Below are 25059 nucleotides of genomic sequence, written 5' to 3' on the forward strand. Positions count from 1 at the left end.
CAATTGCTGCCATTGCTACACATCCTGCCCGACCAGAAAATGCAGCGATTCGCTCAAGATATGTGGGCGCTTTTGGGCAGCACAAGGCTGGCCATGCGGTTTTGTAATGACAATCCGCGCCCAATGCGCAAATAGAAAAAGCCGGATCATCAATCCGGCTTTTTCTATTTGCGCATGGACAGAAATCAGGTACGGAAGGCGCGCACTTCTTCTTTCAGGGAGTCGGCCAGACCTGCCATGTGGCGGGCTGTTTCGGCCGAGCGCTCGGCAGCCTCATTGCTGCGTTCGGCCTGGCTGGCCACCGAATTCACCCGCTCGGCCATTTGCTGCACGATATCGCGCTGCTGCGACAGTTCGCGGTTGATACGCTGTACCACTTCCATGGCACGGCGCGAGTCCTCCACGATGGAGGCAATGGCCTCGCGGGCGCCAGAGGTGATGGCAGCACCTTCCGACGCCTGGACGACTGACTGGCGCATCGACTTGACCGCATCATCGGTGGCGGACTGGATCTTGCCTATCATGCCGCTGATTTCCTGGGTGGAGACGCTGGTGCGCTCGGCCAGCTTGCGCACTTCATCGGCCACCACGGCAAAGCCGCGGCCCATTTCGCCGGCACGGGCAGCCTCGATGGCAGCATTGAGCGCCAGCAGATTGGTCTGATCGGCAATATCGTGAATCACGTTGACGATGGCGGTAATCTGCTGTGCGCTGCTTTCCAGCGCCTTCAGGCTGTCGGCAGCCTGGCTGAGGGTCGCCGAGATATGACTGACCCCATCCACCGCCGCCACCAGGCTTTCACTGCCGGCCTGGGCCGCTTCGCTGGAGGCGCGGGCGGCATCGCTGGCTTCACTGGCGACTTTTTCAATCTGCTGCACCCCGGCAATCAGCATGCCGGTGTGTTCCGACATGGCCTGGGCACTGGTACGCTGCTCGCCGGAACTGGCGGCGGCAGAGCTGGCCTTGTCCGACAGTTCCTGCGCTGCATGGTCCAGGTCGATGGCATGCGAGCTGGTGCGATTGAGCGCCTGCTGAAAGCTGTCCAGCAGGCTGTTCATGGCATCGGCCACCTGCCCTACTTCATCCTTGCGGTTGATGGCGAGGCGCCGTGTCAGATCGCGACTGTCACGAATCCCACCCACCTCCTCAACCAGCTGGCGCACCGGCCGTGCCACCAGGCGATTGGTAAACAAGAGCAAGGCCAGCGCCAGGATCAGCAATAACAAACCGGCACCGCCAGCCAGCCACAGCAGCAGCTGGTGATTTTCCTTTTCCAGCTCGCTGCGGTTCTCGTTGCTGATGATCATCCAGCCCCAGGGTTTGTAGGTGGCATAGGACAACATGTGTTCGGCCGCGCCGTTTTCACCCGGCAGCTTGACGGTCAGCGCGCCCTGCCCGCTGGCCATCAAGTCGTTGACATAGGCTTGGCCGGCTGCGTCCACATCCTTGCTGACCGGTCTGCCGGATAGTTTGGGGTGCTGCACGTATTGGCCAAAGGATTTGGAATTCTTGTTGATATCGACAATGTCGATATGTCCGCTCTCGCCCAGTTTCACCTTGGACAGGCGCACCAGCAGGCCGGCGATGCCTTCGGTGGCACCGACGCCGACAAAGGTGGCGCCGATCACATTCTGGCTGGCGTCCTTGATCGGGCTGTAACTGGTAATGTAATCACGGCCGTACAGGTCGACCCGGCCCGAGTAGTTTTCGCCATTCATCAGCTGGGCATAGGCCGGGCTGGCATGGTCGAGCTTGGTGCCCAGGGCCCGCCCGCCGTCTTCCTTCAGCACCGAAGTGGCGATGCGGACGAAATCGTCACCATCCTTGACGAACAGCGTGGCGACATTACCGGTTTTCGAGGAGAAGCGGTCGACAATATCGTTATTGCCATTGATGGCGGTGCTGCCCAGCAGCAGTGCCGGCGTCGGCGTGCCGGACACCTCGATCTTGCTGGCCGGGTTGATGGCAAATGCACCGCCGATTTCACCCAGCAGTACCTTTTCAAACTGGCGGGTGGTGATTTTCAGTGACTCGTTGAAGGCGTCGATCATGTTGATGGACTGGGTCAGCAACTGCGACTGCACCTTCTCGGTACGCTCCTGCATCACGCGACCGGTAAACACATACAGCGGCAGCGCCAGGGCCATGGCCACCACCATCATCAACACTACCTGGGTCGATACCAGCCGCGACCCGATGCTCATGCCTCGCTTCATTCGCCTCACCCTCTCCACTGCCGCACCCGTTGTACAGGATTGTTTATTTATAATTCAGCGTCTTTTTGAAATGCTGGCTTTATATTTGCAAACCAGCAAAATGCGCGAGAAACATGCACTTGTCAATGCAATCGCTCAAGCGCAGCTTGAGCCTAATCAAAGCAAGAACAAGGCCAGACCAGCCCTGCTTTATACCCGGCAATTGACTGGCCGCATTCACAGCATAGACCGCTTTTGCAGCAAGAGCCTGCGCTCTGCCGCAGGCTGCCACCAGCCAGCCCTGGCCATGAAAAAACCCGGCCGAAGCCGGGTTGCAGAGTGTTGCTTTCATGGCATGGCAGGACGTCAGCTGACGACAATCTGCGGCGCACCTTCCTGTAACTGGCCAATGATCGCGGCATGGTCGAAACCGGCAGCCCGGAAAGCCGCCAGTACGGCAGGAGCCTGCTCGGCCGCCACTGCGACCAGCAGGCCGCCACTGGTTTGCGGGTCGGCCAGTACGCGCTGCTGCCAGTCGGGCAGGCCCGCGGCAAAGCGGACATGCTGGCCAAAACTGGCCTGATTGCGTTCGATGGCACCGGGGCCGTAACCTTGCTCGGCAAACGGGCGCGCAGCCGGGAGCAGCGGCACTGCCGCCATCTCCACCTGTGCTTGCAGCCCGGAGCCCTTGCAGATTTCCAGCAGATGACCCAGCAAGCCAAAGCCGGTGACATCGGTCAGTGCATGGACGCCCGCCATGCCGGCCAGCGTGGCGCCCACCTTGTTCAGCTGGGTGGTGGTGGCGATCAGCGCCTGATAGCCCGCCTCATCCAGCACGCCCTTTTTCATGGCCTGCGCCAGAATGCCCACCCCCAGCGCCTTGCCCATGATCAGCACATCGCCGGCGCGGGCATCGCAATTGCGCTTGAGCTGGTCGGGATGGACCACCCCCAGCGCCACCAGGCCGTAAATCGGCTCGGGGGAATCAATGGAATGACCACCGGCAATGGGAATGCCGGCATCGGCGCAGACGGCCTGCCCGCCATCGAGAATGGCGCGGATGGTGGCGACCGGCAGTACATTGACCGGCATGCCGACAATGGCCAGCGCCATGATGGGCGTGGCACCCATGGCATAGATGTCGGACAGCGCATTGGTGGCGGCGATGCGGCCAAAATCAAAGGCGTCATCGACAATGGGCATGAAGAAATCGGTGGTGGCAACAATCGCCTGCTGATCGTTGAGACGGTACACTGCGGCATCGTCGCTGGTTTCCGTACCGACCAGCAGTTGCGGGAACACCATTTTCTCCCGTGCCGTGGAGAGGATGGATTCCAGTACCGCAGGAGCAATTTTGCAGCCACAGCCACCGCCGTGGGATAATTGCGTCAGTTTGATTTCAGCCATTTCAGGGCAACTCCCACCATGCTTTTCAAGGTCGCGAAACTATCACAGCTGGCCGAGTTTGACGAGATCATCGACGTGCGCTCGCCAGCCGAATTCGCCGAAGATCACCTGCCGGGCGCCATCAATTGCCCGGTGCTGGATGACGAAGAACGTATCCGCGTGGGCACCCTCTACAAGCAGGTCAGCCCTTTCGAAGCGCGCAAGCTGGGCGCCGCGCTGGTGGCGCAGAATATCGCCCGGCACTTGCAGCAGCATTTCTATGCCAGGCCAAAATCCTGGAAGCCGCTGATCTACTGCTGGCGCGGCGGCCAGCGTTCGGCCTCGATGGCCATCATCTTCAACCAGATCGGCTGGAACACCCACCAGCTGGAAGGCGGCTACAAAAGCTATCGCCATCAGGTGCTGGCCGATCTGGCCAGCCTGCCGGCCACGCTGCGGCTCAAGGTTATCTGCGGCCCCACCGGCTCGGGCAAGAGCCGCTTGCTGCATGCCCTGCAGCGTAACGGCAAGCAGGTGCTGGACCTGGAAGCCCTGGCCGTGCATCGCGGCTCGGTACTGGGACGGCTGCCCGACCAGGCACAGCCCTCGCAGAAATGGTTCGACAGCATGTTGCGGCTGGCCATGTTGCAGCTGGACCCGGCCCGCCCGGTATTCATCGAATCCGAAAGCCGCAAGATCGGCACGCTGTGCCTGCCGGACAGCCTGTTTTCCCGCATGCATGCCAGCGAATGCCTGAGCATGGAAGTGGCACTGGCCGAACGCGTGCGCTTCTTGCTGGAAGACTATGATTTCTATCTGCAGCAACCAGACAGACTCGTTACTCAGCTAGGCTTTCTCAAGGCGGTCCATTCACGCGAGCAGCTGCAGCAATGGCAGGACATGATTGCACAGGGCCAGTTTGCCAGCCTGGTGGAGCAATTGCTGGTGCAGCATTACGACCCCTTGTATGTCCGCTCGATGAACCGCCACTACACCCATTTGCAGCAATCGCAGTTGCTGACGGTGCCCGGCCTCAGTCCGGCCCTGCTGGATGCGGTCGCCAGTGCGATCCGCGAATAAGAACATTCCTTACAAGTTTTATCAGCAACAGCTGCAATCTTTTCCATATAATCTGGCGCAAGCCCTGCCACAGACAGAGTAGAATGGCCGCTTTCGCTATCGCATTCATCACGCAGCCGGCATGAGCTCATACGCACAACTCGATTGGCTGGATGGCCAGCCCGTCTCGGTCGCCTTTGGCGATGTCTATTTCTCCCGTAGCAGCGGGCTGGAAGAAACCCGCCATGTTTTCCTGCGGCACAATCAGCTGGCCGAGCGTTTTGCCGCCCTGCCGCCCGATGGCCAGTTCAGCATCGGCGAAACCGGCTTTGGCACCGGACTCAACTTTCTCTGTGCCTGGCAACACTTCCTGCAACATGCCCCTGCCACGGCCCGGCTGCACTTCATCAGCGCGGAAAAATACCCGCTCACCGCGCAAGACCTCGGCCAGGCGCTGGCCTTGTGGCCGGAGCTGGCCAGCCAGGCGCAACAGCTGCTGCGCCAATACGATGTGCTGAGCCATGGCTGGCACCGCTTTGTGCTGGAGGGCGGCCGCATCCTTCTCACCCTGCTGGTGGGCGATGTGCTCGAGGTGCTGCCTCAGCTGGATGCCCGCATCGATGCCTGGTTTCTGGATGGTTTCTCCCCGTCGAAAAACCCGGACATGTGGCAGGTCGAGCTGTTTCAGACCATGGCCCGGCTGTCCGCCCCAGGCGCCACCTTCGCCACCTTCACCTGTGCCGGCTTTGTCCGCCGCGGTCTGAAAGAAGCGGGTTTCAGCGTCAAAAAAGTACCAGGCCATGGCCAGAAGCGCGAGATGAGCTGCGGCCAGCTGGTCACGCCCCCCGCGCCGGCATGGACGCCCCCCTGGTATGCCCGCCCGGCAGCGCAGGCCGGGCAGGAGCGCTCGGCCATCGTGGTGGGGGGCGGCATTGCCGGTGCCTCCACCGCCTACAGCCTGGCCCAGCGCGGCTGGCAGGTGACACTGGTGGAACGGCTGCCCCAACTGGCGCAGGCTGCATCGGGCAATCCGCAGGGCGTGCTGTATGCCAAGCTGTCGCCACACTTCACCCCGCTGACCCGACTGGTATTGTCTGGCTATGCCTACTCCTTGCGCCTGCTCCATCAATTGCTGGAACAAGGCGAGGAGTGCTGGCGCGCCTGTGGCGTGCTGCAACTGGCGCAAGACGACAAGGAAGCCGCACGACAGGCACAGCTGGCCGCCACCGGCCTGCCCGATGGCCTGCTGCGCCTGGTCAGCCAGCAGGAAGCCAGCGCCATCGCCGGCTTGCCGCTACCCACTGGTGGACTGTTTTTCCCGCAGGGCGGCTGGCTGAATCCGCCCAGCCTGGTGCATGCGCTGTGCAGCCATCCCAATATCCAGCTGCGTACTTCCAGCACGGTGCTGGAGCTGGACTGGAACCCGCTGGAACAATGCTGGCTGGCCAGCAATGAAGATGGCCCGCTGGCCATGGGCAGTGCCGTCATTCTGGCGGCGGCGGCAGACACGGCACGCTTTGACAGCACCAGCCACCTGCCGCTGAAAGCGATTCGCGGCCAGGTCAGCACGGTAGCGGCCACGGCGGCCAGCAGCCAGTTACAAACCGTCCTGTGTGGCGAAGGCTATATTTCGCCGGCACGGCAGCAGCAGCACTGTCTGGGGGCCACCTTCAAGTTCGAGGCAGACAATCTGCTGCCCAACGAAGCGGAACACCAGGAAAACCTGGACATGCTGGCAGGGCTGGCTCCGGCCATGCATCAGGCCGTGGGTGCGGCAGAGCTCAAGCTGCAAGCCATCGGCGGGCGCGCCGCCTACCGCTGTACCAGCCCGGATTACCTGCCGCTGATCGGCCCGGTGGCCAATCGTCGCCAGTTTGCCGAGTGCTATCGCGAACTGGCCAACGACGCCACACTCAAGCTGGATAGCACCTCGCCCTGGATCAGCGGCCTGTACGTCAACACCGCCCATGGTTCACGCGGCATGATTACCGCACCGCTGTCTGGCGAAATCCTGGCCGCCTATCTGGACAATGAAGCGGCACCGCTGCCGCAGGCGCTGATGCAGGCGGTACACCCCAGCCGTTTCCTGCTACGCAAGCTGATACGCAAGCAGGACTGATCAGCCCCGCAACAAGCCATGCTCAAGCCGCAATGGCCTGCTCGATGGCCTGACGGATATCATCCGGAATGGCCACCGGCACACCCGCCTGATAATCCACCCACACCAGCGTCACGTCGGCATAGGCATACACGGTGTCCGGATCACCCTGACGATAGAAATGATGGCGTAGCTGCAGGCTGCTGCGGCCCAGCTTTTCCAGCTCGATGGTGATTTCCACCACTGCGGGATAAGTCAGCTGCTTGCGAAAGGTGCAGGAAGTACTGGCCAGCACCGGGCCGGTACTCTGCGGATTGATGCCATGCCCCAGCGCCTCCAGCCAGTTCAGGCGGATCTGCTCCAGATAGCGGAAGTAGTAGGTATTGTTGAGATGACCGACCGCATCCATATCGCCCCAGCGCATGGTGATGGTCTGGCGGTCGATGATGGGATAGGATTTTTCCAAGACAGCGCTCCTTACCTTAACGTCATGTTGTGTTGCATCATAACGCTGCCGTCAAAGTCCGTCACACAAAAACCATGCAATCACACCAGAACACCCAGCCAGAACCCGACATACTGCCGCTGCTGCCGACGCATTGTCCTGATACGACGGCAGCATGACTGTCAGTCAACGGTGGAGGAACTGATCCCCGCGCCTGCTGGCTGCCAGTCACCTGAGCGAAGGTGCAAGCTGGAGCCCCGCCCCCCAAGGCCGGGGCTCGTTTTTTTAGATGGCAACCCTCCGCGGCCACCGGGCCAGCCGCTGCGATTTTGTTGGGCACTTGCCGCTTGTGCTACTGTAGCGCCAGACGGGAGCCACAACATGCCAGCCAGAAAAACCGAATCCCCCCAGCAAACCCTCACCGCCACCGCCACCGACACCCTGCGCCAGCGCATACTGTCCGGCGAATGGCCGGATGGCACCCAGTTGCGGCAGGAAGCCCTGTCACGCGAACTGGGTGTCAGCCGGGTACCGGTACGCGAGGCCTTGCGCCAGCTGGAAGCCGAAGGACTGGTACGCATCATTGAACGGCGTGGTGCCGTGGTCAGCCAGCTGTCGCTGCCGGAAATCGTCGAACTGCTGCGGGTACGGGTGCTGCTGGAATGCGACATGCTGCTGGAGGCCATACCGCGCCAGACCGCAGCGGACATCGCGGCCGCCGAAGCGCTGCTGGCGCGCTTTGAGGTCGCGCTGAACAATCAGGATGTCGCCACCTGGGGCCTGCTCAATGCCAGCTTCCACCTGGCGCTGTATCAGGCGGCAGGCCGGCCGCAAACCCTGGCCCTGATCGAGCAATTGCATAACCGCACCGACCGCTACACCCGCATGCAGATTCTGCTGACCGGCTTTAACGACCGCGCGCATCTGGAACACAACCACCTGCTGGAATTATGCCGCCAGAAAGACGCCATCAGCGCTGCCGCCTTTCTCAAGCAACACATCATGCATGCCGAAGAAGCGCTGGAAGCCTGGTATCTCGCCCACCACAGCGCCCCCGGCAAGCAAGGCAGGCGCAAGCCACGCCCGGCGGCAAACGCGGACTGAAACAGTCGGACAGACAATGGAAAAGAGCCGCGGGCAGCGGCTCTTTTCCATTGCAGCAGGCAGTACGTGAATCCGTACACTACATGACCAGCTTGGCACCCACCACGGCCAGCATCACGGCCAGCGCCGGTCGCAGCCAGGCATCGGTCAGGCGGCGGGTCAGCTTGCTGCCCAGCCAGATGCCCGGCAAGGAGCCCATCAGCAGATTCAGCAGCAGCATGTAGTTGAGATTGCCCATGCTGGCATGGCCCAGGCCGGCAACCAGGGTCAGCGGGACGGCATGGGCGATTTCCGTGCCCACCAGGCGGGTGGTGGGCAGGGCCGGATAAAGCAGGAACAAGGCCAGCGTGCCCAGCGCACCGGCGCCGATGGAACTGAGGGTGACCAGCACACCCAGACCCATGCCTATCAGTACGGTTGGCAACGGTTTCAGCACGAACTCGGCCGGCGGGTGGCCCTGCGGATTGATCAGCTTGATCAGGCGGGGCTTGAGCAGGATGGAGGCGGCAGTCAGCAGCAAGGCCACGCCCAGCACCAGCTTGAATACCGAATCCAGCGCATGGCTGGACAGGTGCAGCCAGGACAGCAGGCCCAGCGTCAGCAGCGATGCCGGCACACTGCCGGCAGCCAGCCAGGCCGTCAGCTTCCAGTCGACATGCTTCTGCTTGTGATGGACGAACACGCCACCGGCCTTGGTCAGCGCGGCATACAGCAGGTCGGTGCCGACCGCGGTGGCTGGCGAAATGCCAAACCACAGCAAGATTGGGGTCATCAGGGAACCACCCCCTACCCCGGTCAGTCCGACGATAAAGCCCACCACCAGACCAGCCACTGCGTATCCCAACTCCATGACAGCTCCAAACTAAGTTCTGGCGCTATCCTACTGCACACAACATATAACAAACTAGATTGTTTGATTTAATCAATATTCGATATAAGTCTATACGGCACCATAGCCAGCACTGGCCGGCAATTCAGCAGCAAATCTGCTAAAAATAACCATAGCTAGTGAAGACTGTCGCGGCAAACACACAACATTTTGCGTATTGCGCGACGTTTCAGACTTTACAAATGTTTGAAATACAGTCAAGTTTTAATGGTTGGCACAACCGACCGCATGTGATGTACCCAATCTGGAGGTGCAAGGATGATTTCCCGTATTCCTCTCAGTGTCCGCCGCAAGCAGGCACGCGACCAGCATGAAAGTTTTCTGTACGCGGTGGCAAAACCGCAATTGAGCGATACCGAACGCTGCCGGCAGCAAAAAGTACGCCAGCGCGCCCATGACCGTGATGACGCCCGCTTCATGGCGGAGCGCAGCGAAGACGATCTGTTCTAGCGCTGCCGCGCAGCCTCATCACCCGCCCCTGCCAAAGCGCCACTCTCTTGGCGCTTGCTGCCTTTTTTGTCGTCAAATCCCCCGTTTTCTGCCGGCTGCTGCCCTGGTGCAGCAGCATTTGCAGCGTCTTTATAGTTTCTTTACCCCCCCTCCTGGCTTTTTATCAGGTTTTTGACATCCGATTGCGTACCTTTCACTGGCACATATCGCCTCGTAAAGGAAATGCAAAATGGATTTGGTCTATCTTGGCCTGACTCTGGGATTCACTGCGCTGACGCTCGCTTTCGTGCGGCTCTGCCAGCACGCGGAGGGCAAATAGCCATGAACCTGTTCTATTTCATCAGCGCCCTGCTGGCCCTGGGCTTGCTGGCCTATCTGCTATACGCACTGTTCAAACCGGAGAATTTCTGACATGAGCACACCTGCCATTCTCCAACTGGGTTTGTTCCTGCTGGTTTTGCTGGTGCTGGCCTGGCCCTTGTCCAGCTGGATCACCCGCATCATGCAGGGTGAAAATCCTGGTCCGCTGCGCCTGCTCGCACCGCTGGAAAAACTGCTCTATCGCCTGGCAGGCATTCGCCAGGACGAGGAAATGGGCTGGAAGTCCTACGCGGTTTCCCTGCTGGTATTCAATCTGCTGGGGGTTCTGGCCGTGTACGGGCTGCAGCGCCTGCAAGGCGTGCTGCCCTTCAACCCGCAAGCCATGGCGGCAGTGACGCCTGATTCGTCCTTCAACACCGCCATTTCCTTTGTCACCAATACCAACTGGCAAGGCTATGGCGGCGAAACCACCATGAGCTACCTGACCCAGATGCTGGGGCTGACGGTACAGAACTTCCTGTCCGCCGCAACCGGTGCCGCCGTGGTGATTGCGCTGATTCGCGGCTTTGCCCGTCACAGCTCGGCCCGGATAGGCAATTTCTGGGTCGATGTGACCCGCTTTACCGCATATATCCTGCTGCCGCTGTCGCTGGTATTCGCGCTGGCACTAACCCAGCAGGGCGTCATCCAGAACCTGCTGCCCTACCAGACAGCGCATACCGTGGAAGTCACCCATTTCCAGCAGCCCAAGCTGGATGCCAAGGGCAACCCGGTCAACGGCAAGGATGGCAAGCCGGTCATGCTGGATAGCCAGACCCAGCAGCAGACCCTGCCGATGGGCCCGGTCGCCTCGCAGGAAGCCATCAAGATGCTGGGCACCAATGGCGGCGGTTTCTTCAATGCCAACTCGGCCCATCCTTATGAAAACCCGACACCGCTGTCCAACTTCCTGCAAGACCTGGCCATCTTCCTGATCCCGGCAGCCTTGTGCTTTGTCTTTGGCCGCATGGTGGGTGATCGCCGTCAGGGCTGGGCCATTCTGGCCGCGATGCTGGTGATGTTTGCCACCGCGGTGGTGGTGGAAACCAGCGCCGAGCAGGCCGGGGTGCCGCAACTGAGTGCGATGGGCGTGGACCAGCAGGCCAGCAGCCTGCAGGCCGGTGGCAATATGGAAGGCAAGGAAAGCCGCTTCGGCATCATCGATACCGCGCTGTTCACCGTGATCACCACCTCGGCCTCCTGCGGTGCGGTGACTGCCATGCATGACTCGCTCACCCCTATCGGCGGCCTGGTGCCGACCTTCCTGATGCAGCTGGGTGAAGTGGTCTTCGGTGGTGTGGGTTCCGGCCTGTACGGCATGCTGGTCTTTGCCATCCTGGCGGTGTTCATTGCCGGCCTGATGGTGGGACGCACGCCGGAGTATCTGGGCAAGAAGATTGAAACCTATGAGATGAAGATGACGGCCATCACCATTCTGGTGACGCCTATCCTGGTGCTGGTGCTGACCGCCATTGCCGTCAGCGTGGATGCCGGCAAGGCAGGCATTGCCAACCCCGGCGCCCATGGTTTCAGCGAAATCCTCTATGCCTTTACCTCGGCTGCCAACAATAACGGCAGCGCCTTTGCCGGCCTGTCTGCCAATACGCCGTTCTACAACATCATGACCGGCATCGCCATGTTCTTTGGCCGCTTCCTGATGATTGTGCCCATCCTGGCCATTGCCGGCTCGCTGTCTGCCAAGAAACGCCTGGCGGTCAACAGCGGCACCCTGCCCACCCACGGCCCGCTGTTCGTGGTGCTGCTGATCGGCACGGTGTTGCTGGTGGGGGCGCTCAACTACGTCCCGGCGCTGGCGCTGGGACCGGTGGTGGAGCAGCTGCAAATGGTGAGCGGACATTAATCCTGGGCGTGGATACGCAACAGGATCAAGGAAAACAATATGAACGATCGCAATCATTCCAATGTGTCGGCTGCTGCCAACAACGCAGCCAGCCAGCACGGCAAACCGGGCAAGGGCATGTTTGACCCGGCCCTGCTGCAACCGGCCATCATCGATTCTTTCAGGAAACTGTCGCCACGTACCCAGTGGCGCAATCCGGTGATGTTTGTCGTCTATGTAGGCAGCATCCTCACCACCGCCCTGTGGCTGCAGGCGCTGGCGGGCAAGGGCGAGGCCGCACCCGGCTTCATCCTGGCCATTGCCCTGTGGCTGTGGTTTACCGTGCTGTTTGCCAACTTTGCCGAAGCACTGGCCGAGGGCCGCAGCAAGGCCCAGGCCGCCAGCCTGCGCTCGGCCAAGAAAAACGTGGTGGCGAAAAAGCTGTCCGGCCCGCGCCGCGACGCTGGCGTCACCATTGTCGATGGCCACAGCCTGAAAAAGGGCGACATCGTGCTGGTGGAAGCCGGCGATGTCATCCCGGTGGATGGTGAAGTCATCGATGGCGTGGCCTCGGTGGACGAATCCGCCATTACCGGCGAATCGGCACCGGTGATCCGCGAATCCGGCGGTGACTTTTCCTCGGTCACCGGCGGCACCCGCGTGCTGTCGGACTGGATCGTGGTGAAAATCACGGCCAATCCGGGGGAAACCTTCCTCGACCGCATGATCGCCATGGTGGAAGGCGCCAAGCGCCAGAAAACGCCCAATGAAATCGCCCTGACCATCCTGCTGGTGGCGCTGACCATCGTGTTCCTGATCGTCACCGTCACCCTGCTGCCTTACTCGCTGTTCAGTGTGGAGGCGGCCAAGGCCGGCTCGCCCATCAGCATCACCACCCTGGTGGCGCTGCTGGTCTGCCTGATTCCCACCACCATCGGCGGCCTGCTGTCGGCCATTGGCGTGGCGGGCATGAGCCGCATGATGGGGGCCAATGTGATTGCCACCTCCGGCCGTGCCGTGGAAGCGGCAGGCGACGTGGACGTGCTGCTGCTGGACAAGACCGGCACCATCACCCTGGGCAACCGTCAGGCTTCGCAATTCGTGCCGGCACCGGGCGTGAGCGAACAACAGCTGGCCGATGCGGCACAGCTGGCCTCGCTGGCGGACGAAACCCCGGAAGGGCGCAGCATCGTGGTACTGGCCAAACAGAAATTCGCCCTGCGTGAACGTGAACTGGCCAGTCACGAAGCCACCTTCATCCCGTTTACCGCGCAAACCCGCATGAGCGGCATCGACTACGATGGCCGGCAGATCCGCAAGGGGGCCATCGATGCCATTCGCCGTCATATCGCCGAGCAAGGCGGGGTCTTCCCCGATGCGCTGAGCAAGAGCGCCGATGAAGTGGCGCGGCGTGGTTCCACCCCGCTCTTGGTGGCCGAAGGCAACCGCGCGCTGGGGGTGATCGAGCTCAAGGACATCGTCAAGGGCGGCATCAAGGAGCGCTTTGCCGAGCTGCGCCAGATGGGCATCAAGACCATCATGATCACCGGCGACAATCCGCTGACCGCCGCCGCCATTGCCGCCGAGGCCGGCGTGGATGATTTCCTGGCCGAAGCCACCCCGGAGGCCAAGCTCAAGCTGATCCGCAGCCATCAGGCCGAAGGCAAGCTGGTGGCCATGACCGGCGATGGCACCAACGACGCGCCGGCACTGGCCCAGGCCGATGTGGCAGTGGCCATGAATACCGGCACCCAGGCAGCGAAAGAGGCCGGCAATATGGTGGATCTGGATTCCAACCCCACCAAGCTGATCGAAATCGTGGAAATCGGCAAACAGATGCTGATGACCCGCGGCTCGCTCACCACCTTCTCCATCGCCAACGACGTGGCCAAGTACTTCGCCATCATCCCGGCGGCCTTTGCCAGCACCTATCCGCAGCTGAATGCGCTGAACGTGATGGGCCTGAACAGCCCGGCCTCGGCCATCATGTCGGCGGTGGTGTTCAATGCGCTGATCATCGTGGTGCTGATTCCGCTGGCCCTCAAAGGGGTGAAATACCACGCCAGAAGCGCGGCCGAACTGCTGCGCGGCAATTTGCTGATCTACGGCCTGGGCGGCCTGCTGCTGCCTTTTGCCGGCATCAAGCTGATCGACATGCTGCTGGGCAGCCTGGGCCTGGTGTAAACCGGCCCGCCCACACAAGGAACTCATCATGCTCAAGACTCTGCGACCCGCACTGCTGCTGTTTGCCATCCTGTCCCTGCTGACCGGCCTGGCCTACCCGCTGCTGACCACGGCCCTGGCCCAGGCGCTGTTTCCACAGCAGGCCAATGGCAGCCTGATCGAAAAAGATGGCCGGATCATCGGCTCCCGCCTGATCGGTCAGAACTTTAGTGCCGACAAGTATTTCTGGGGCCGGCCATCCGCCACCAGCCCCATGGCCTACAATGCCGGCAATTCTGGCGGCTCCAACCTCGGCCCCACCAACAAGGCCCAGCTGGATGCGGTCAAGGCCAATCTCGACCACCTGCGCCAGGCTCATCCCACGCAGACCGCCACCGTGCCGGTTGATCTGGTCACCGCATCGGCCAGCGGCCTGGACCCGGAAATATCGCTGGCTGCCGCCTATTACCAGTTGGAGCGTGTCGCCCACGCCCGTGGCATGCCGCTGGCACGGCTGCACCAACTGGTGGATGATCACATCATTAGCGAAACCTTCGGCCTGCTGGGAGAACCCAGGGTCAACGTGCTGGAACTGAACCTGGCACTGGATGCGGTGAAGTAAAGCCGCGGCCGCTTTGATCCGCGCATCCGCTCCCGGCCGGATGCGCGGCGCCATCGCCCTGCCCCTTCCGGGCAGGGCATTATGCTGTACCGCCCTAAGCGACGACGGACTGAACATGACGGATACCCGCCCCGACCCCGATGCCCTGCTGGATGAGCTGAAGCAGGAGGAGCTGGCTGCCCAGCGCGGCCGCCTGAAAATTTTCTTTGGTGCCTGCGCCGGCGTGGGCAAGACCTATGCCATGCTCAGTGCCGCCCGCGTGCGCCAGCAGGAAGGCTGCAAGGTGCTGGTGGGCGTGGTGGAAACCCATGGCCGCAAGGAAACCGAAGCCCAGCTGCAAGACCTGGAAGTGCTGCCGCCCACCCGCATCGAATACAAGGGCCACAGCCTGGCCGAGTTTGACCTGGACAGCGCGCTGGCCCGCCAGCCGGAACTGATCCTGATGGACGAATTCGCCCACTCCAATGTCCCCGGCTCGCGCCACAGCAAACGCTGGCAAGACGTGGAAGAGCTGCTGGCGGCCGGCATCGATGTCTATACCACGCTCAATGTGCAGCACCTGGAAAGCCTGAATGATGTGGTGGGACAGATCACCGGCATCGTGGTGCGCGAAACCCTGCCCGATCACGTGTTTGATCAGGCGGCCGAGGTGTCGCTGGTCGACCTGCCGCCGGACGAACTGCTGGCCCGCCTGGCCGCCGGCAAGGTGTATATCGCCCATCAGGCCGAGCGCGCGGTGAAAAACTTCTTCCGCAAGGGCAATCTGCTGGCCCTGCGCGAACTGGCCTTGCGCCGCACCGCCGACCGGGTGGACGCGCAAATGCGCGCCTACCGTGCCGACCAGTCGATCAAGCCGGTATGGCATGCCCGCGAACGCTTGCTGATCTGCGTCGGCCATGGCCCCGGCACCGAAAAGCTGGTGCGCAGCGGCAAACGGCTGGCCGCCAGCCTGGATGCCGACTGGATTGCCGTGTTTGTCGAAACGCCAGAACTGCAAGGCCTGTCGGAAACCAAGCGCAGCCGCATCATGAAGGGCCTGAAACTGGCCCAGGAGCTGGGCGCGGAAACCACGGTGCTGGGCGGCAGCGATCTGGCCTCCACCCTGCTGGCCTATGCCCGCACCCGCAATGTTTCCAAGCTGGTGGTGGGCAAATCCGCCGGCAACAAGCTGCAGCGGCTGTGGCGACGGCCATTGCTGGAACAACTGTCGCTGCAGGCCAATGATGTCGATGTCTACGTGGTGGCCCACGAACTGGAAGATGAGCAGCCGCAAACGCGCGACGGCTTCAACAGCCTGCTGTTTGGCGAGGCCAGCCGCCAGCAGCAGCGCCATGGTTATCTGGCAGCGCTGCTGGCCTGCTTGCTGACCACCGGCCTGGCCAGCCTGCTGACGCCCTTTTTCGAACTTTCCAATGTGGTGATGGTTTACCTGCTGGGCGTGGTACTGGTGGCGGTGCGCTTTGGTCGTGGCCCCGGCGTGCTGGCGTCCCTGCTGGCGGTGGCCACCTTCGATTTCTTTTTCGTGCCACCGCGCATGTCGTTTTCGGTATCGGATACCCAATACCTGCTCACCTTTGCCGTGATGTTTGCCGTGGCCCTCATCATCAGCCAGCTGGCCGCACGGCTGCGCTTCGAAGCCACCATTGCCACCTATCGCGAGCGCCGCACCCGCGCCCTGTATGATCTGGGCCGCGAGCTGGCCGGCGCCCTCACCGCCAACCAGATCATCGATACCGCAGTCAGCCGCCTGCAGCCGCTCTTCAATGCCAGCATCGTGCTGTTCACCCCCAACAGCAATGAAGAACTGCGCGCGGAAAACGACAGCCATGCCCAGGCCGATCTGGGCGTGGCGCAGTGGGTGTATGACAAGCAGCAGCCTGCGGGCCTGGGCACCCAGACCTTGCCGGCCAATGCCATGCTCTATCTGCCGCTGAAAGCGCCCATGCGCAATCGCGGCGTGCTGGCCGTGCTGCCCGAACAACTCGACCAGGTCTTCCTGCCGGAACAGCAACGCCTGCTGGAAACCTGCGCCGCCCAGATCGCGCTGGCGCTGGAGCGGGTGCACTATGTCGAGGTGGCGCAGGATGCCATTGTCGCCATGGAATCGGAACGCCTGCGCAACAGCGTGCTGGCGGTGATCTCGCACGACCTGCGCACCCCGCTCACCACCCTGGTCGGGCTGTCCAGCATCCTGGCCGCCGGCCAGGTCGATGCCGCCAAGCAGGCGGATATCGCCCAGTCTATCCAGGAAGAATCACTGCGCATGAACCATCTGGTCACCAATCTGCTGGACATGGCCAAGCTGCAGTCCGGCGTGCAGCTGAACCGTGAATGGCAGCTGCTGGATGATGTGGTGGGCAGCGCGGTGCGTGCCTGCCAGCGCAGCCTGCAGCAGCACCAGCTGCAAATCGACCTGCCTGCCGGACTGCCCGTGCTGGAGTACGACGCGGTGCTGATCGAACGGGTATTGGTGAACTTGCTGGAAAATGCCGCCAAATACACCCCGCCCGGCAGTCATATCACGCTCAGTGCCAGCTGCGAGGGCGCTACAATGCGTGTTTGCGTGCAGGACGACGGGCCCGGCCTGCCGGCAGGCCAGGAACAAAAGCTGTTCGACAAGTTCAGCCGTGGCAACAGCGAATCCACCACACCGGGCGTGGGACTGGGGCTGGCCATCTGCCGCAGCATCGTCGAAGCCCACGGCGGCGTCATCCAGGCGGCCAATATCCGCCCCCATGGCGCCGCCTTCAGCTTCACCCTGCCGGTACGCGCCATGCCGGCCCTGCCCGGCGAAGAGGAGATCAAAGCATGAGTGACAACCCGATCAAGCTGGTGGTCATCGAAGACGAAAAACCGATACGCCGCTTTCTCGCCTCGGCACTGGACGGCGACAACTGGGTGGTGCACCAGGCGGAAAACGGCAAGCAGGGCCTGATCGAAGTGGCCACCCGCAAACCGGACATGGTGATACTGGACCTGGGCCTGCCCGACATGAACGGCATCGATGTCATCCGCCAGCTGCGCGAATGGACCGACCTGCCCATCCTGGTGCTGTCCGCCCGCACCCAGGAAGCGGAAAAAGTGCAGGCGCTGGATGCCGGCGCCGACGACTACCTGACCAAGCCCTTCGGCGTGGCCGAATGCATGGCGCGCATCCGCGTGCTGCTGCGTCGGCGTGGCAATGGCAGCGCCGCCCCGGCCCAGACCTTTGCCTTTGGCGAGATCAAGGTCGACCTGGTGGCACGCACCGTGTACAAGGGCGAGGCCATGGTGCACCTCACACCCATCGAATACCGCCTGCTGACCACGCTGATCCGCAATGCCGGCAAGGTCATCACCCACCGCGAGCTGCTGCTGGCGGTATGGGGGCCATCCTTCTCCGAACACAACCAGTACCTGCGCGTCTACATGGGCCACCTGCGGCAAAAACTGGAAGACAACCCGGCCATGCCGCAGCACATCCTGACCGAAACCGGCGTCGGCTACCGCCTGCTGGAAAGCTGAGCCCGCAGGCCCGGCCTCCACCCTGCGCACAGCGTACCTGGCAGGCGCGCCACGTCGCAAAACGCATTTTGCGACAGCCCTGCCCTCCCATCCGGCATGACTCGGAAAATTCCAAGCAAATGGATAGTCCGTTTCCTGCGCACTGAATCAGAAATCGGCTATTTCTGGCCGCCTTCCCACATTTGTAGACTGCTCTCCCACCAACCTCGTCTCGCGCTGCATCGCACGCCTGGCCTGTGCCTCACGCCGGCCACACTGCAGCGCGTGCATCCACACGGGAGAGACCTTGAAACGCTTCGCCATTGCCGGCATCCAGATGTCGGTTTCCGCCTTCGAAGAAAACATCACGCGCATGGGGCATTACGTCGCCCATGTCAAACACCGCTTTCCCTGGGTCGACATGGTGCTGTTTTCCGAGCTGGCCGCTTACGGCCCCAGCCCGCTGAAAGCGGAAACCATGCCGGGCGAGGCCGAGCAGCGGCTGTGCCAGATTGCCGCCCAGCACGGCATCTGGCTGATTCCCGGCTCCCTGTTCGAGCTGCGTGATGGCCATGTTTTCAACACCAGCCCGGTCATCAATCCGCAAGGCGAGGTCATCGCCCGCTTCAGCAAGCTGTTTCCCTTCCTGCCCTACGAAAAAGGCATCACTGCCGGCGACCAGTTCGTGGTGTTCGACGTGCCCGATGCCGGGCGCATCGGCATCTCCATCTGCTACGACATGTGGTTCCCGGAAACCACCCGCACGCTGGCGGCCATGGGGGCTGAGGTCATCCTGCATCCCACCATGACCGACACCATAGACCGCGAAGTGGAACTGGCCATTGCCCGCGCCTCCGCCGTCACCAACCAGGTGTACTTCCTCGACATCAACGGCGTGGGTGATGGCGGCACCGGTCGCTCCATCGTGGTGGATCCTGCCGGCTACGTGCTGCATCAGGCAGGCAATGGCCCGGAAATCATCCCGGTGGAAATCGACTTCGACAAGGTCAGGCGCGAGCGCGAACGCGGCCTGCGCGGGCTGGGCCAGCCGCTCAAGAGCTTCCGCGACCGTCGCTGCGATTTCCCGGTGTACCAGCGCGACAGCGGCCTGGATGCCTATCTGTACCGGCTGGGCCCGCTGACCAAACCGGAGGACCACCATCAGGGCGAGCTGTCCGGCCCCGGCGGCCCGATGGCGGAGATCAAGGCCGACAGCGATGCCCTGGCCGCCAGCCAGGTCCAGGAATGAAAGGCAACACCCTGCTATCAGGCTGGCTGCATTACTGCCGCCAATGCTGGCAAGCCTGGCGGGCAGCCATCCAGCCGCCGACACCGACAACCCCACCGCGAGCCGCTCAGGGAGAACCAACCATGCAAAAAGTCAGCAATATTTCCGATCTGCGCCTGCTGTTTCACCGCAATGAACGGCCGATCTACTTCATCAGCGCCACCAACTTCAACCTGCTGGGCATAGACCAGTGGGTCAACCGCTTCAAATACATCAACTACATCGACTGCTTCGATGGCCGCCACCCCAATGTCTTTGTGCCGCCGCAACTGCCGCATGAAGAATTCCAGTCCATCGAGGACATCAACAACTATCTGCTGCAACACAAGGATGTGGTGGATTATGTCGAACGCGCCGGCGGCCGCCCGGTGGCGGTGTTCCTGATGTTCGATGCCGAAACCGAACGGCTGTGCCAGGAGCTGGGCATCGAAGTATGGTTCCCCAGTGCCGCCTTGCGCGAACGCTGCGACAACAAGATGGAAACCGTGCGCATCGGCAACAAGGCCGGCGTCCCTTCCGTCCCCAATGCCCTGAGCAAGGTGGACAGCTACGCCCATCTGCGCGAAATTGCCGACGCGCATGGCCTGGGCGAACAGCTGGTGGTGCAGACCGCTTTTGGCGACTCCGGCCACACCACCTTTTTCATTTCCAGCGAGGCAGATTTCGACCGCCACGCCCAGGAAATCATCCAGGACCCGGAAGTCAAGATCATGAAGCGCATCAACTGCCGCGGTGCCACGCTGGAGGCCTGTGCCACCCGCAGCGGCACCCTGGTCGGACCACTGCTGACCGAGGTGGTGGGCGAACCGGAACTGACCCCCTATCGCGGCGGCTGGTGCGGCAATGAAATCTTCCCCGGCGCCTTCAGCGAGGAAGTGCGCGCCAAGGCGCGCGACATGGCTTACCGCTTTGGCAACCAGCTGATGGCCGAAGGATATCGCGGCTATTTCGATCTGGATTTCCTCATCGACAAGGACACGGACGAGGTCTATCTGGGAGAACTGAACCCGCGCATCTGCGGTGCCAGCCCGATGACCAACCACGCGGCCTTTGCCTATGCCGATGTGCCGCTCTTCCTGTTCCACCTGCTGGAATTCTCCGGCATCGATTTTGCACTGGACGTGGAAGAACTCAACGCGCGCTGGGCCAACCCGGCCTTCATCGACAGCTGGAGCCAGCTGGTGATCAAGCACACCGCCAACAATGTCGACATCATCACCCATGCCCCGGCCACCGGCATCTACCGCATGGCGGATGACGGCTCGGTGTCCTACCATCGCTTCGATTACAAGCGCCAGGACATCGAATCGGAAAACGAAGCCTTCTTCCTGCGCATCAGCGGTCCGGGCGACTATCGCTACGAAGGCGCCGACCTGGGCATACTGATCACCCGTGGCCGCTCCATGACCGATGACTTCGCCCTCAACGAGCGCGCACGCCACTGGATAGCCGGCATCAAGAAATACTATGCCGCCAAACCCATCATGGCCGTGCACGACGAGCAAGTGCCCGCACCCGGCGCCTTCAAGATCCTATAATCCGCTCAGCGCCACCCTGGTCGTTGCCCTGGCATGGCAGCGGTCATCAACCTAGTGAGACACATGCGCTGTACATTCGAAGCGATCCGCGAAGACACACCGGGAGCGCGCTGGCAGGCACTGTTCCAGCTGCGCTGGCCGGCCTATCAGCAGTGGTTTCTGCGCGATGGCTATCGTGCCCGCCCCTCTTATCTGGCCGGGCGCCGCGCACTGCGCCAGCACATGCCGGAGCTGGCGCAGCTGTATCAGCAGCTATGCGAGCTGGCCGGCGGCGGCGATCTGGAAGCACGCTTTCTGTCGCAATGGTGTCCGCCATCGTATATTTCCGGTTGCTCGCAAGCGGTATGGCTGGATCCCTATGGTGTGGAAGGTCCGCTGCTGGCACGCAATTACGACTACGCGCCATCACTGCTGGAAGGCAGCTGGCTGTCCACCCGCTGGCTGGGCCGCCAGGTGCTGGCCATGAGTGACTGCCTGTGGGGTGCGCTGGACGGTATCAACGAGGACGGCCTGGCCGTTTCACTCTCCTTTGGCGGCCGTACCGCCGTTGGCGAGGGTTTCGGCATTCCGCTGGTCATGCGCTACCTGCTGGAAACCGCCAGCAATACCGCCGAAGCGGTAGCCATCCTGCAGCGCCTGCCGGTGCACATGACCTATAACATCAGCCTGCTGGACAAGTGCAGTCATTGGGCAACGGTGTTCGTGGCGCCGGACCGGCCCACCGAAGTGGTCAGCCGCAGCGCGGTAGCCAACCACCAGCACGGGCTGGAATGGCAGGCGCATGCCCGTGCCACCCTGTCGGAAGAGCGCGAATGGATGCTGGGCCAGGGGGTGCGCAAGGCGGAACGCGCCGATGACGTGCTGCGCACCCTGCTGCGCCCCCCCTTGTTCCAGACTGCCTATGGCCGTGGCTATGGCACGCTGTACACGGCGGCCTACCATCCGCACACGCTGATGGCCGAACTGCTGTGGCCCGACATGCGCTGGCCGCAGTACTGCCTGGATGTGCAGGAAGGCGTGCTGAATGTGCGCTTCGACGCCAATCACGCGGGCTAAGAGCGGCGAACAAAACCTCCTACTTTTTGCGCCGCCGCCGGCCCGCGCCAGCGAGCCACTGCCCTTCCCTCACGGCCAGCCAACACGCTGGCCACAGCGCAGCGGGACGGATAACGGAATATTCAAAAAAGATAATGAAAACAGTAAAATAATGACAAAATGGCTATATGTCATAAATCGGTAATATTTTTTACGCAAAGCATGTGGCAGACTGTGGCAGGTTTTTAAACACTTTAGTCCAGTTGAAATTACTCAAACCGATAGAGTAAGTCACTGTACGCGCGAGGAATGCCAGCATGAATGCCGCCAAGAAAATCCGCCGTTTTATTGAAGAAAACAAGGATCATGAGCAAGTCCAGGTATTGAAAGACCTGGCTGCGGCACTGGAAATGGGACGGCCTTTTGATTTGGGCAGCCTGTATCAGATCGATATGCGCTATTTCGAAGTCGCACTGGATTTGTTGAAAGACTGGCGCTTCGACCACCATATTGCCGCCCGCAGCAAGCTGCTGGAACAGCTGCTTACCGAAATTGCCCCCGATCTGCGTGTGGAAGAAAGCACCAGCCCAGCCGCAGTCCGTGACGACAGCGAGCCGGCCACGCCGCCGGTCCAGTCTTCTGAAGCGGCAGACAGCGCGGCAGCCGAAGCCGCTCCGGCGGAGGCCGAAGCCGTTGCCGCCAAACCGGCACGCAGCCGCCGCAAGAGCAGCCCCGCCGCCTGAGCGCTGCGGGCTGACACCAGACAGCAGCTTGCGCAGCAGCGCCAGGCAAAGCCTGGCCGCCGCCGCATTGCTGTCAGCTGGCCTGGGCACGGTGCACAACACCACGGACAGGGCCAGTGCCTGGCGATGCCGACCCCGGCAATGGCCCGGCCAGCGGCTGTCGGGAGCCGGACTTAGCCGCAGACTTCAGCCAGCCGCGCCGGCTGGCTGACCAGGAAGTTCCCCTCCCCCTGCAGGCTGACAATACGCGCATTGCGCCGCGTCTCCCAGCTATCCACCGGATATTGCCTGGCCCAGGCACACATCAGCTGCCGGTCCTGCCGGCTCATGTTCAATGCATAGCGCTGATGCATGTACAAGGTGATGCGGGCGGCACGGCCGCGCACTTCCTCACGCGGCTGCACGCGCTTGCCGGCAAAATCGACTACCGTGCCGCACTGGCCGTAGATGCGGGTCGGTTGTCTGGCCCAGGCACTGTAGGACAGATTGCTACGATCGGCATTCACCTCGCCCACTGCCGGCACCAGATTGTTCAGATCACCTTCAGCCAGCCGGTAGACCTCATCATTGCCCGAGCAATTCTTGCGTCCGCCCTGCTGCCAGCACTGGCGCTGATGGCCCAGCACCCAAGCCGGCACCACATGTTCCCATTCGATACGCCGGGCCCGTTCCGGATTCTTGCGCGGCACATAACCGCAGGACAACCAGTCCACCGCCTTGCCCTGATAAGCACAACCGCAATAAAAATCCTCCTGCATGCCGGCAAATACCTTGGGCAACACGCGCTTGGCCCCGTTGAAATCGCGGTGACCCACCGCCTTGTCACCGCGCACCAGCGCAGACAGCACCACCTTGTCCGCTGGTCCACCCGCCGGCGCTGTCGTCTGTCCACCGCCTGCCTGCAGCTGGCGCACCATGGTTTCACCCAGCTGCGCCAGCGCCTTCACCTCTCGCGGCAGCTTGACGCCACCGTCCCTGTCACAGCCGCACAAGGCCAGCAGCAACAAGCCATAAAACCGTTTTTGCATTTCTACCGTGCCACCACCGCGGGTCCGCGCGTCTGGTCGACTCCTGTACTTTGGGGAGGGGCACTATAACCGTCGCCGCCACATTTTCAAACAGGGCACCGCAAGCGGCAGGCAGCGTGGGCAGGCCGGTCTGCGTTACAATTCCGCCTCCGGGCAGTGTCGCCCGGCTTTCACAGCAGGTAGAGCATGTCGAGAAAACCGCGCCTTCGTTCCGGCTCCGGCGTCACCATGCATGATGTCGGCCAGGCGGCCGGCGTCAGTGCCATCACCGTGTCCCGCGCCTTGCACTCGCCAGAGCGGGTCACGCCGGCCCTGCGTGAAAAAATCCTGCAGGTGGTCGAACAACTGGGCTATGTGCCCAACCGCTCGGCACGCCAGCTGGCCTCGGCCCGTTCGCACACGGTACTGGTGCTGATCCCCTCGCTCAGCAATACCGTGTTCATCGACGCGCTGGCCGGTATCGAATCCGTGCTGCAGCCAGCCGGCTACCAGATGCTGATCGGCAATACCCATTACAGCGACAGCGAGGAACTGGCCCTGCTGCGCGCCTATCTGCAACACAGCCCGGACGGTTTGCTGGTGACCGGACTGCAGCAGGCCGAGGCATTCAGCCGCATCCTGGCGGAGCGCCAGTTGCCGGCGGTGTACATGATGGATCTGAGCGATGATGGCCGACCCTGTGTGGGGCTGTCGCAGGAAGCCGCCGGCGCGGCCATGACCCGCCATCTGCTGCAGCGGGGCCGGCGGCGCATCGCCTATCTGGCCGCCCAGCTGGACGAGCGGGTGCTGAAGCGGCTGCAAGGCTACCGCCAGGAACTGACCGCCGCCGGCTGCCACGATCCGGCGCTGGAATGGCTGAACCCGGCCCCGTCCAGCATGCAGCTGGGGGCGGACATGCTCGATGCACTGCTGGCTGCCCACCCCGATTGCGACGCCGTATTCTGCTGCAATGACGACCTGGCCATCGGTGCCATTGCCCGTTGCCAGCAGCGCGGCATTGCCGTGCCGGCGCAACTGGCGATTGGCGGTTTCAATGACTTGCAGGCTGCCGCCTGGACCACGCCGCCACTGAGCACGATCGCCACGCCACGCTTTGCCATTGGTGCTGCCGCGGCCCGCCTGCTGCTGCAACAGCTGCACGGACAGCAGGACAGCGGTGGCAGCCGCTGCCTCGACCTGGGCTTCCAGCTCCAGCAACGCGGCAGTACCTGAGACCGCGGGCGGGGTGGTGTGCGCTACCGTTGCACGCCGCCCACAGCCAAGCCTGCCCAGCCGCCACGGCAGGGCAAGCCATTGATTTCAAACAACTCATACCAATCAAGCGCCTGAGCAG

At 62.2% G+C, this 25059-nt stretch carries 21 protein-coding genes; 15 read left to right on the forward strand and 6 right to left on the reverse strand.

Annotated elements, in window-relative coordinates:
- Nucleotides 1-185: 185 nt before the first annotated feature.
- The 3 genes from JHD64_RS12585 to selD all read right to left on the reverse strand — a co-directional run bounded on the left by JHD64_RS12585 (nucleotide 186) and on the right by selD (nucleotide 3602).
- Nucleotides 186-2204: a methyl-accepting chemotaxis protein gene (locus tag JHD64_RS12585; protein WP_199053440.1), complete on the reverse strand. Its 2019-nt coding sequence runs from the start codon at nucleotides 2202-2204 to the stop codon at nucleotides 186-188.
- 91 nt (nucleotides 2205-2295) lie between these two features.
- A complete protein-coding gene (locus tag JHD64_RS12590) occupies nucleotides 2296-2547 on the reverse strand; it encodes a hypothetical protein (RefSeq protein ID WP_199053441.1) in 252 nt (83 codons plus the stop codon).
- 14 nt (nucleotides 2548-2561) lie between these two features.
- Nucleotides 2562-3602 (reverse strand): selenide, water dikinase SelD, encoded by a 1041-nt coding sequence (gene selD / locus JHD64_RS12595; RefSeq protein ID WP_199053442.1) that lies wholly within the window; start codon nucleotides 3600-3602, stop codon nucleotides 2562-2564.
- A gap of 18 nt (nucleotides 3603-3620) precedes the next feature.
- On the opposite strand from selD, the gene mnmH reads away from it, so the two are divergent.
- A complete protein-coding gene (gene mnmH, locus JHD64_RS12600) occupies nucleotides 3621-4661 on the forward strand; it encodes a tRNA 2-selenouridine(34) synthase MnmH (protein ID WP_199053443.1) in 1041 nt (346 codons plus the stop codon).
- Between the two features lie 121 nt (nucleotides 4662-4782).
- On the forward strand, nucleotides 4783-6759 hold the full coding sequence (mnmC, locus tag JHD64_RS12605; protein WP_199053444.1) for a bifunctional tRNA (5-methylaminomethyl-2-thiouridine)(34)-methyltransferase MnmD/FAD-dependent 5-carboxymethylaminomethyl-2-thiouridine(34) oxidoreductase MnmC: 1977 nt from the start codon (nucleotides 4783-4785) through the stop codon (nucleotides 6757-6759).
- A 22-nt stretch (nucleotides 6760-6781) separates the two neighbouring features.
- Here the strand turns inward: mnmC and JHD64_RS12610 are convergent, their stop codons facing one another.
- On the reverse strand, nucleotides 6782-7204 hold the full coding sequence (locus JHD64_RS12610; protein WP_059285180.1) for a thioesterase family protein: 423 nt from the start codon (nucleotides 7202-7204) through the stop codon (nucleotides 6782-6784).
- A 360-nt stretch (nucleotides 7205-7564) separates the two neighbouring features.
- Between JHD64_RS12610 and JHD64_RS12615 the strand changes: the two genes are divergently transcribed.
- Nucleotides 7565-8287 carry a GntR family transcriptional regulator gene (locus JHD64_RS12615; protein WP_199053445.1) on the forward strand — a complete coding sequence of 241 codons (723 nt, stop codon included), beginning with the start codon at nucleotides 7565-7567 and terminating at the stop codon, nucleotides 8285-8287.
- Between the two features lie 79 nt (nucleotides 8288-8366).
- On the opposite strand, the gene JHD64_RS12620 is transcribed toward JHD64_RS12615, so the two are convergent.
- Nucleotides 8367-9137, reverse strand: coding sequence for a sulfite exporter TauE/SafE family protein (locus JHD64_RS12620; RefSeq protein ID WP_059285178.1), 771 nt, complete (start codon nucleotides 9135-9137; stop codon nucleotides 8367-8369).
- A 297-nt stretch (nucleotides 9138-9434) separates the two neighbouring features.
- Here JHD64_RS12620 and JHD64_RS12625 point away from each other — a divergent pair, with 297 nt between their 5' ends.
- The 11 genes from JHD64_RS12625 to JHD64_RS12675 all read left to right on the forward strand — a co-directional run bounded on the left by JHD64_RS12625 (nucleotide 9435) and on the right by JHD64_RS12675 (nucleotide 22698).
- Nucleotides 9435-9626: a hypothetical protein gene (locus JHD64_RS12625; RefSeq protein WP_059285177.1), complete on the forward strand. Its 192-nt coding sequence runs from the start codon at nucleotides 9435-9437 to the stop codon at nucleotides 9624-9626.
- A 321-nt stretch (nucleotides 9627-9947) separates the two neighbouring features.
- Entirely contained in the window at nucleotides 9948-10037 is a 90-nt protein-coding gene (gene kdpF / locus JHD64_RS12630; protein WP_110312961.1) for a K(+)-transporting ATPase subunit F, read from the forward strand.
- Between the two features lies 1 nt (nucleotide 10038).
- Nucleotides 10039-11847, forward strand: coding sequence for a potassium-transporting ATPase subunit KdpA (gene kdpA, locus JHD64_RS12635; RefSeq protein ID WP_059285176.1), 1809 nt, complete (start codon nucleotides 10039-10041; stop codon nucleotides 11845-11847).
- A 117-nt stretch (nucleotides 11848-11964) separates the two neighbouring features.
- Nucleotides 11965-14010, forward strand: coding sequence for a potassium-transporting ATPase subunit KdpB (kdpB, locus tag JHD64_RS12640; RefSeq protein WP_059285193.1), 2046 nt, complete (start codon nucleotides 11965-11967; stop codon nucleotides 14008-14010).
- A 28-nt stretch (nucleotides 14011-14038) separates the two neighbouring features.
- Nucleotides 14039-14611: a potassium-transporting ATPase subunit KdpC gene (gene kdpC, locus JHD64_RS12645; protein ID WP_199053446.1), complete on the forward strand. Its 573-nt coding sequence runs from the start codon at nucleotides 14039-14041 to the stop codon at nucleotides 14609-14611.
- A gap of 115 nt (nucleotides 14612-14726) precedes the next feature.
- A complete protein-coding gene (locus JHD64_RS12650; RefSeq protein ID WP_059285174.1) occupies nucleotides 14727-17423 on the forward strand; it encodes a DUF4118 domain-containing protein in 2697 nt (898 codons plus the stop codon).
- Nucleotides 17420-18115, forward strand: a complete 696-nt coding sequence (locus JHD64_RS12655; protein WP_199053447.1) for a response regulator — start codon at nucleotides 17420-17422, stop codon at nucleotides 18113-18115. Before JHD64_RS12650 ends, JHD64_RS12655 begins: the two co-directional genes overlap by 4 nt.
- A 286-nt stretch (nucleotides 18116-18401) precedes the next feature.
- The gene (locus tag JHD64_RS12660) at nucleotides 18402-19343 is read left to right on the forward strand and encodes a carbon-nitrogen hydrolase family protein (protein WP_199053448.1); all 942 of its coding nucleotides are present in this window, start codon (nucleotides 18402-18404) and stop codon (nucleotides 19341-19343) included.
- Between the two features lie 122 nt (nucleotides 19344-19465).
- The gene (locus tag JHD64_RS12665) at nucleotides 19466-20920 is read left to right on the forward strand and encodes a biotin carboxylase (RefSeq protein ID WP_199053449.1); all 1455 of its coding nucleotides are present in this window, start codon (nucleotides 19466-19468) and stop codon (nucleotides 20918-20920) included.
- 63 nt (nucleotides 20921-20983) lie between these two features.
- The gene (locus JHD64_RS12670; protein WP_199053450.1) at nucleotides 20984-21976 is read left to right on the forward strand and encodes a C45 family autoproteolytic acyltransferase/hydolase; all 993 of its coding nucleotides are present in this window, start codon (nucleotides 20984-20986) and stop codon (nucleotides 21974-21976) included.
- A 296-nt stretch (nucleotides 21977-22272) separates the two neighbouring features.
- Nucleotides 22273-22698 (forward strand): hypothetical protein, encoded by a 426-nt coding sequence (locus tag JHD64_RS12675; protein ID WP_199053451.1) that lies wholly within the window; start codon nucleotides 22273-22275, stop codon nucleotides 22696-22698.
- Between the two features lie 173 nt (nucleotides 22699-22871).
- Here JHD64_RS12675 and JHD64_RS12680 read toward each other — a convergent pair whose 3' ends face one another.
- Nucleotides 22872-23726, reverse strand: coding sequence for an endonuclease (locus JHD64_RS12680; protein WP_233170479.1), 855 nt, complete (start codon nucleotides 23724-23726; stop codon nucleotides 22872-22874).
- 186 nt (nucleotides 23727-23912) lie between these two features.
- Here JHD64_RS12680 and JHD64_RS12685 point away from each other — a divergent pair, with 186 nt between their 5' ends.
- Nucleotides 23913-24938: a LacI family DNA-binding transcriptional regulator gene (locus tag JHD64_RS12685; RefSeq protein ID WP_199053452.1), complete on the forward strand. Its 1026-nt coding sequence runs from the start codon at nucleotides 23913-23915 to the stop codon at nucleotides 24936-24938.
- The last annotated feature ends 121 nt before the right edge of the window (nucleotides 24939-25059 follow it).

Origin of the sequence: Aquitalea sp. ASV15, assembly GCF_016429115.1 — a bacterium.
Lineage (GTDB): Bacteria > Pseudomonadota > Gammaproteobacteria > Burkholderiales > Chromobacteriaceae > Aquitalea > Aquitalea magnusonii.

What these genes read in the sequence shown, in the direction of transcription:
- JHD64_RS12585 (WP_199053440.1), bottom strand. Translation starts at nt 2,204, where the DNA reads ATGAGCATCGGGTCGCGGCTGGTATCGACCCAGGTAGTGTTGATGATG.
- kdpB (WP_059285193.1), top strand. Translation starts at nt 11,965, where the DNA reads ATGTTTGACCCGGCCCTGCTGCAACCGGCCATCATCGATTCTTTCAGG.
- JHD64_RS12670 (WP_199053450.1), top strand. Translation starts at nt 20,984, where the DNA reads ATGCGCTGTACATTCGAAGCGATCCGCGAAGACACACCGGGAGCGCGC.
- JHD64_RS12680 (WP_233170479.1), bottom strand. Translation starts at nt 23,726, where the DNA reads ATGCAAAAACGGTTTTATGGCTTGTTGCTGCTGGCCTTGTGCGGCTGT.
- kdpC (WP_199053446.1), top strand. Translation starts at nt 14,039, where the DNA reads ATGCTCAAGACTCTGCGACCCGCACTGCTGCTGTTTGCCATCCTGTCC.
- JHD64_RS12675 (WP_199053451.1), top strand. Translation starts at nt 22,273, where the DNA reads ATGAATGCCGCCAAGAAAATCCGCCGTTTTATTGAAGAAAACAAGGAT.
- selD (WP_199053442.1), bottom strand. Translation starts at nt 3,602, where the DNA reads ATGGCTGAAATCAAACTGACGCAATTATCCCACGGCGGTGGCTGTGGC.
- mnmH (WP_199053443.1), top strand. Translation starts at nt 3,621, where the DNA reads ATGCTTTTCAAGGTCGCGAAACTATCACAGCTGGCCGAGTTTGACGAG.
- mnmC (WP_199053444.1), top strand. Translation starts at nt 4,783, where the DNA reads ATGAGCTCATACGCACAACTCGATTGGCTGGATGGCCAGCCCGTCTCG.
- JHD64_RS12590 (WP_199053441.1), bottom strand. Translation starts at nt 2,547, where the DNA reads ATGAAAGCAACACTCTGCAACCCGGCTTCGGCCGGGTTTTTTCATGGC.
- JHD64_RS12655 (WP_199053447.1), top strand. Translation starts at nt 17,420, where the DNA reads ATGAGTGACAACCCGATCAAGCTGGTGGTCATCGAAGACGAAAAACCG.
- JHD64_RS12615 (WP_199053445.1), top strand. Translation starts at nt 7,565, where the DNA reads ATGCCAGCCAGAAAAACCGAATCCCCCCAGCAAACCCTCACCGCCACC.
- JHD64_RS12685 (WP_199053452.1), top strand. Translation starts at nt 23,913, where the DNA reads ATGTCGAGAAAACCGCGCCTTCGTTCCGGCTCCGGCGTCACCATGCAT.
- JHD64_RS12665 (WP_199053449.1), top strand. Translation starts at nt 19,466, where the DNA reads ATGCAAAAAGTCAGCAATATTTCCGATCTGCGCCTGCTGTTTCACCGC.
- kdpF (WP_110312961.1), top strand. Translation starts at nt 9,948, where the DNA reads ATGAACCTGTTCTATTTCATCAGCGCCCTGCTGGCCCTGGGCTTGCTG.
- JHD64_RS12620 (WP_059285178.1), bottom strand. Translation starts at nt 9,137, where the DNA reads ATGGAGTTGGGATACGCAGTGGCTGGTCTGGTGGTGGGCTTTATCGTC.
- JHD64_RS12625 (WP_059285177.1), top strand. Translation starts at nt 9,435, where the DNA reads ATGATTTCCCGTATTCCTCTCAGTGTCCGCCGCAAGCAGGCACGCGAC.
- JHD64_RS12650 (WP_059285174.1), top strand. Translation starts at nt 14,727, where the DNA reads ATGACGGATACCCGCCCCGACCCCGATGCCCTGCTGGATGAGCTGAAG.
- kdpA (WP_059285176.1), top strand. Translation starts at nt 10,039, where the DNA reads ATGAGCACACCTGCCATTCTCCAACTGGGTTTGTTCCTGCTGGTTTTG.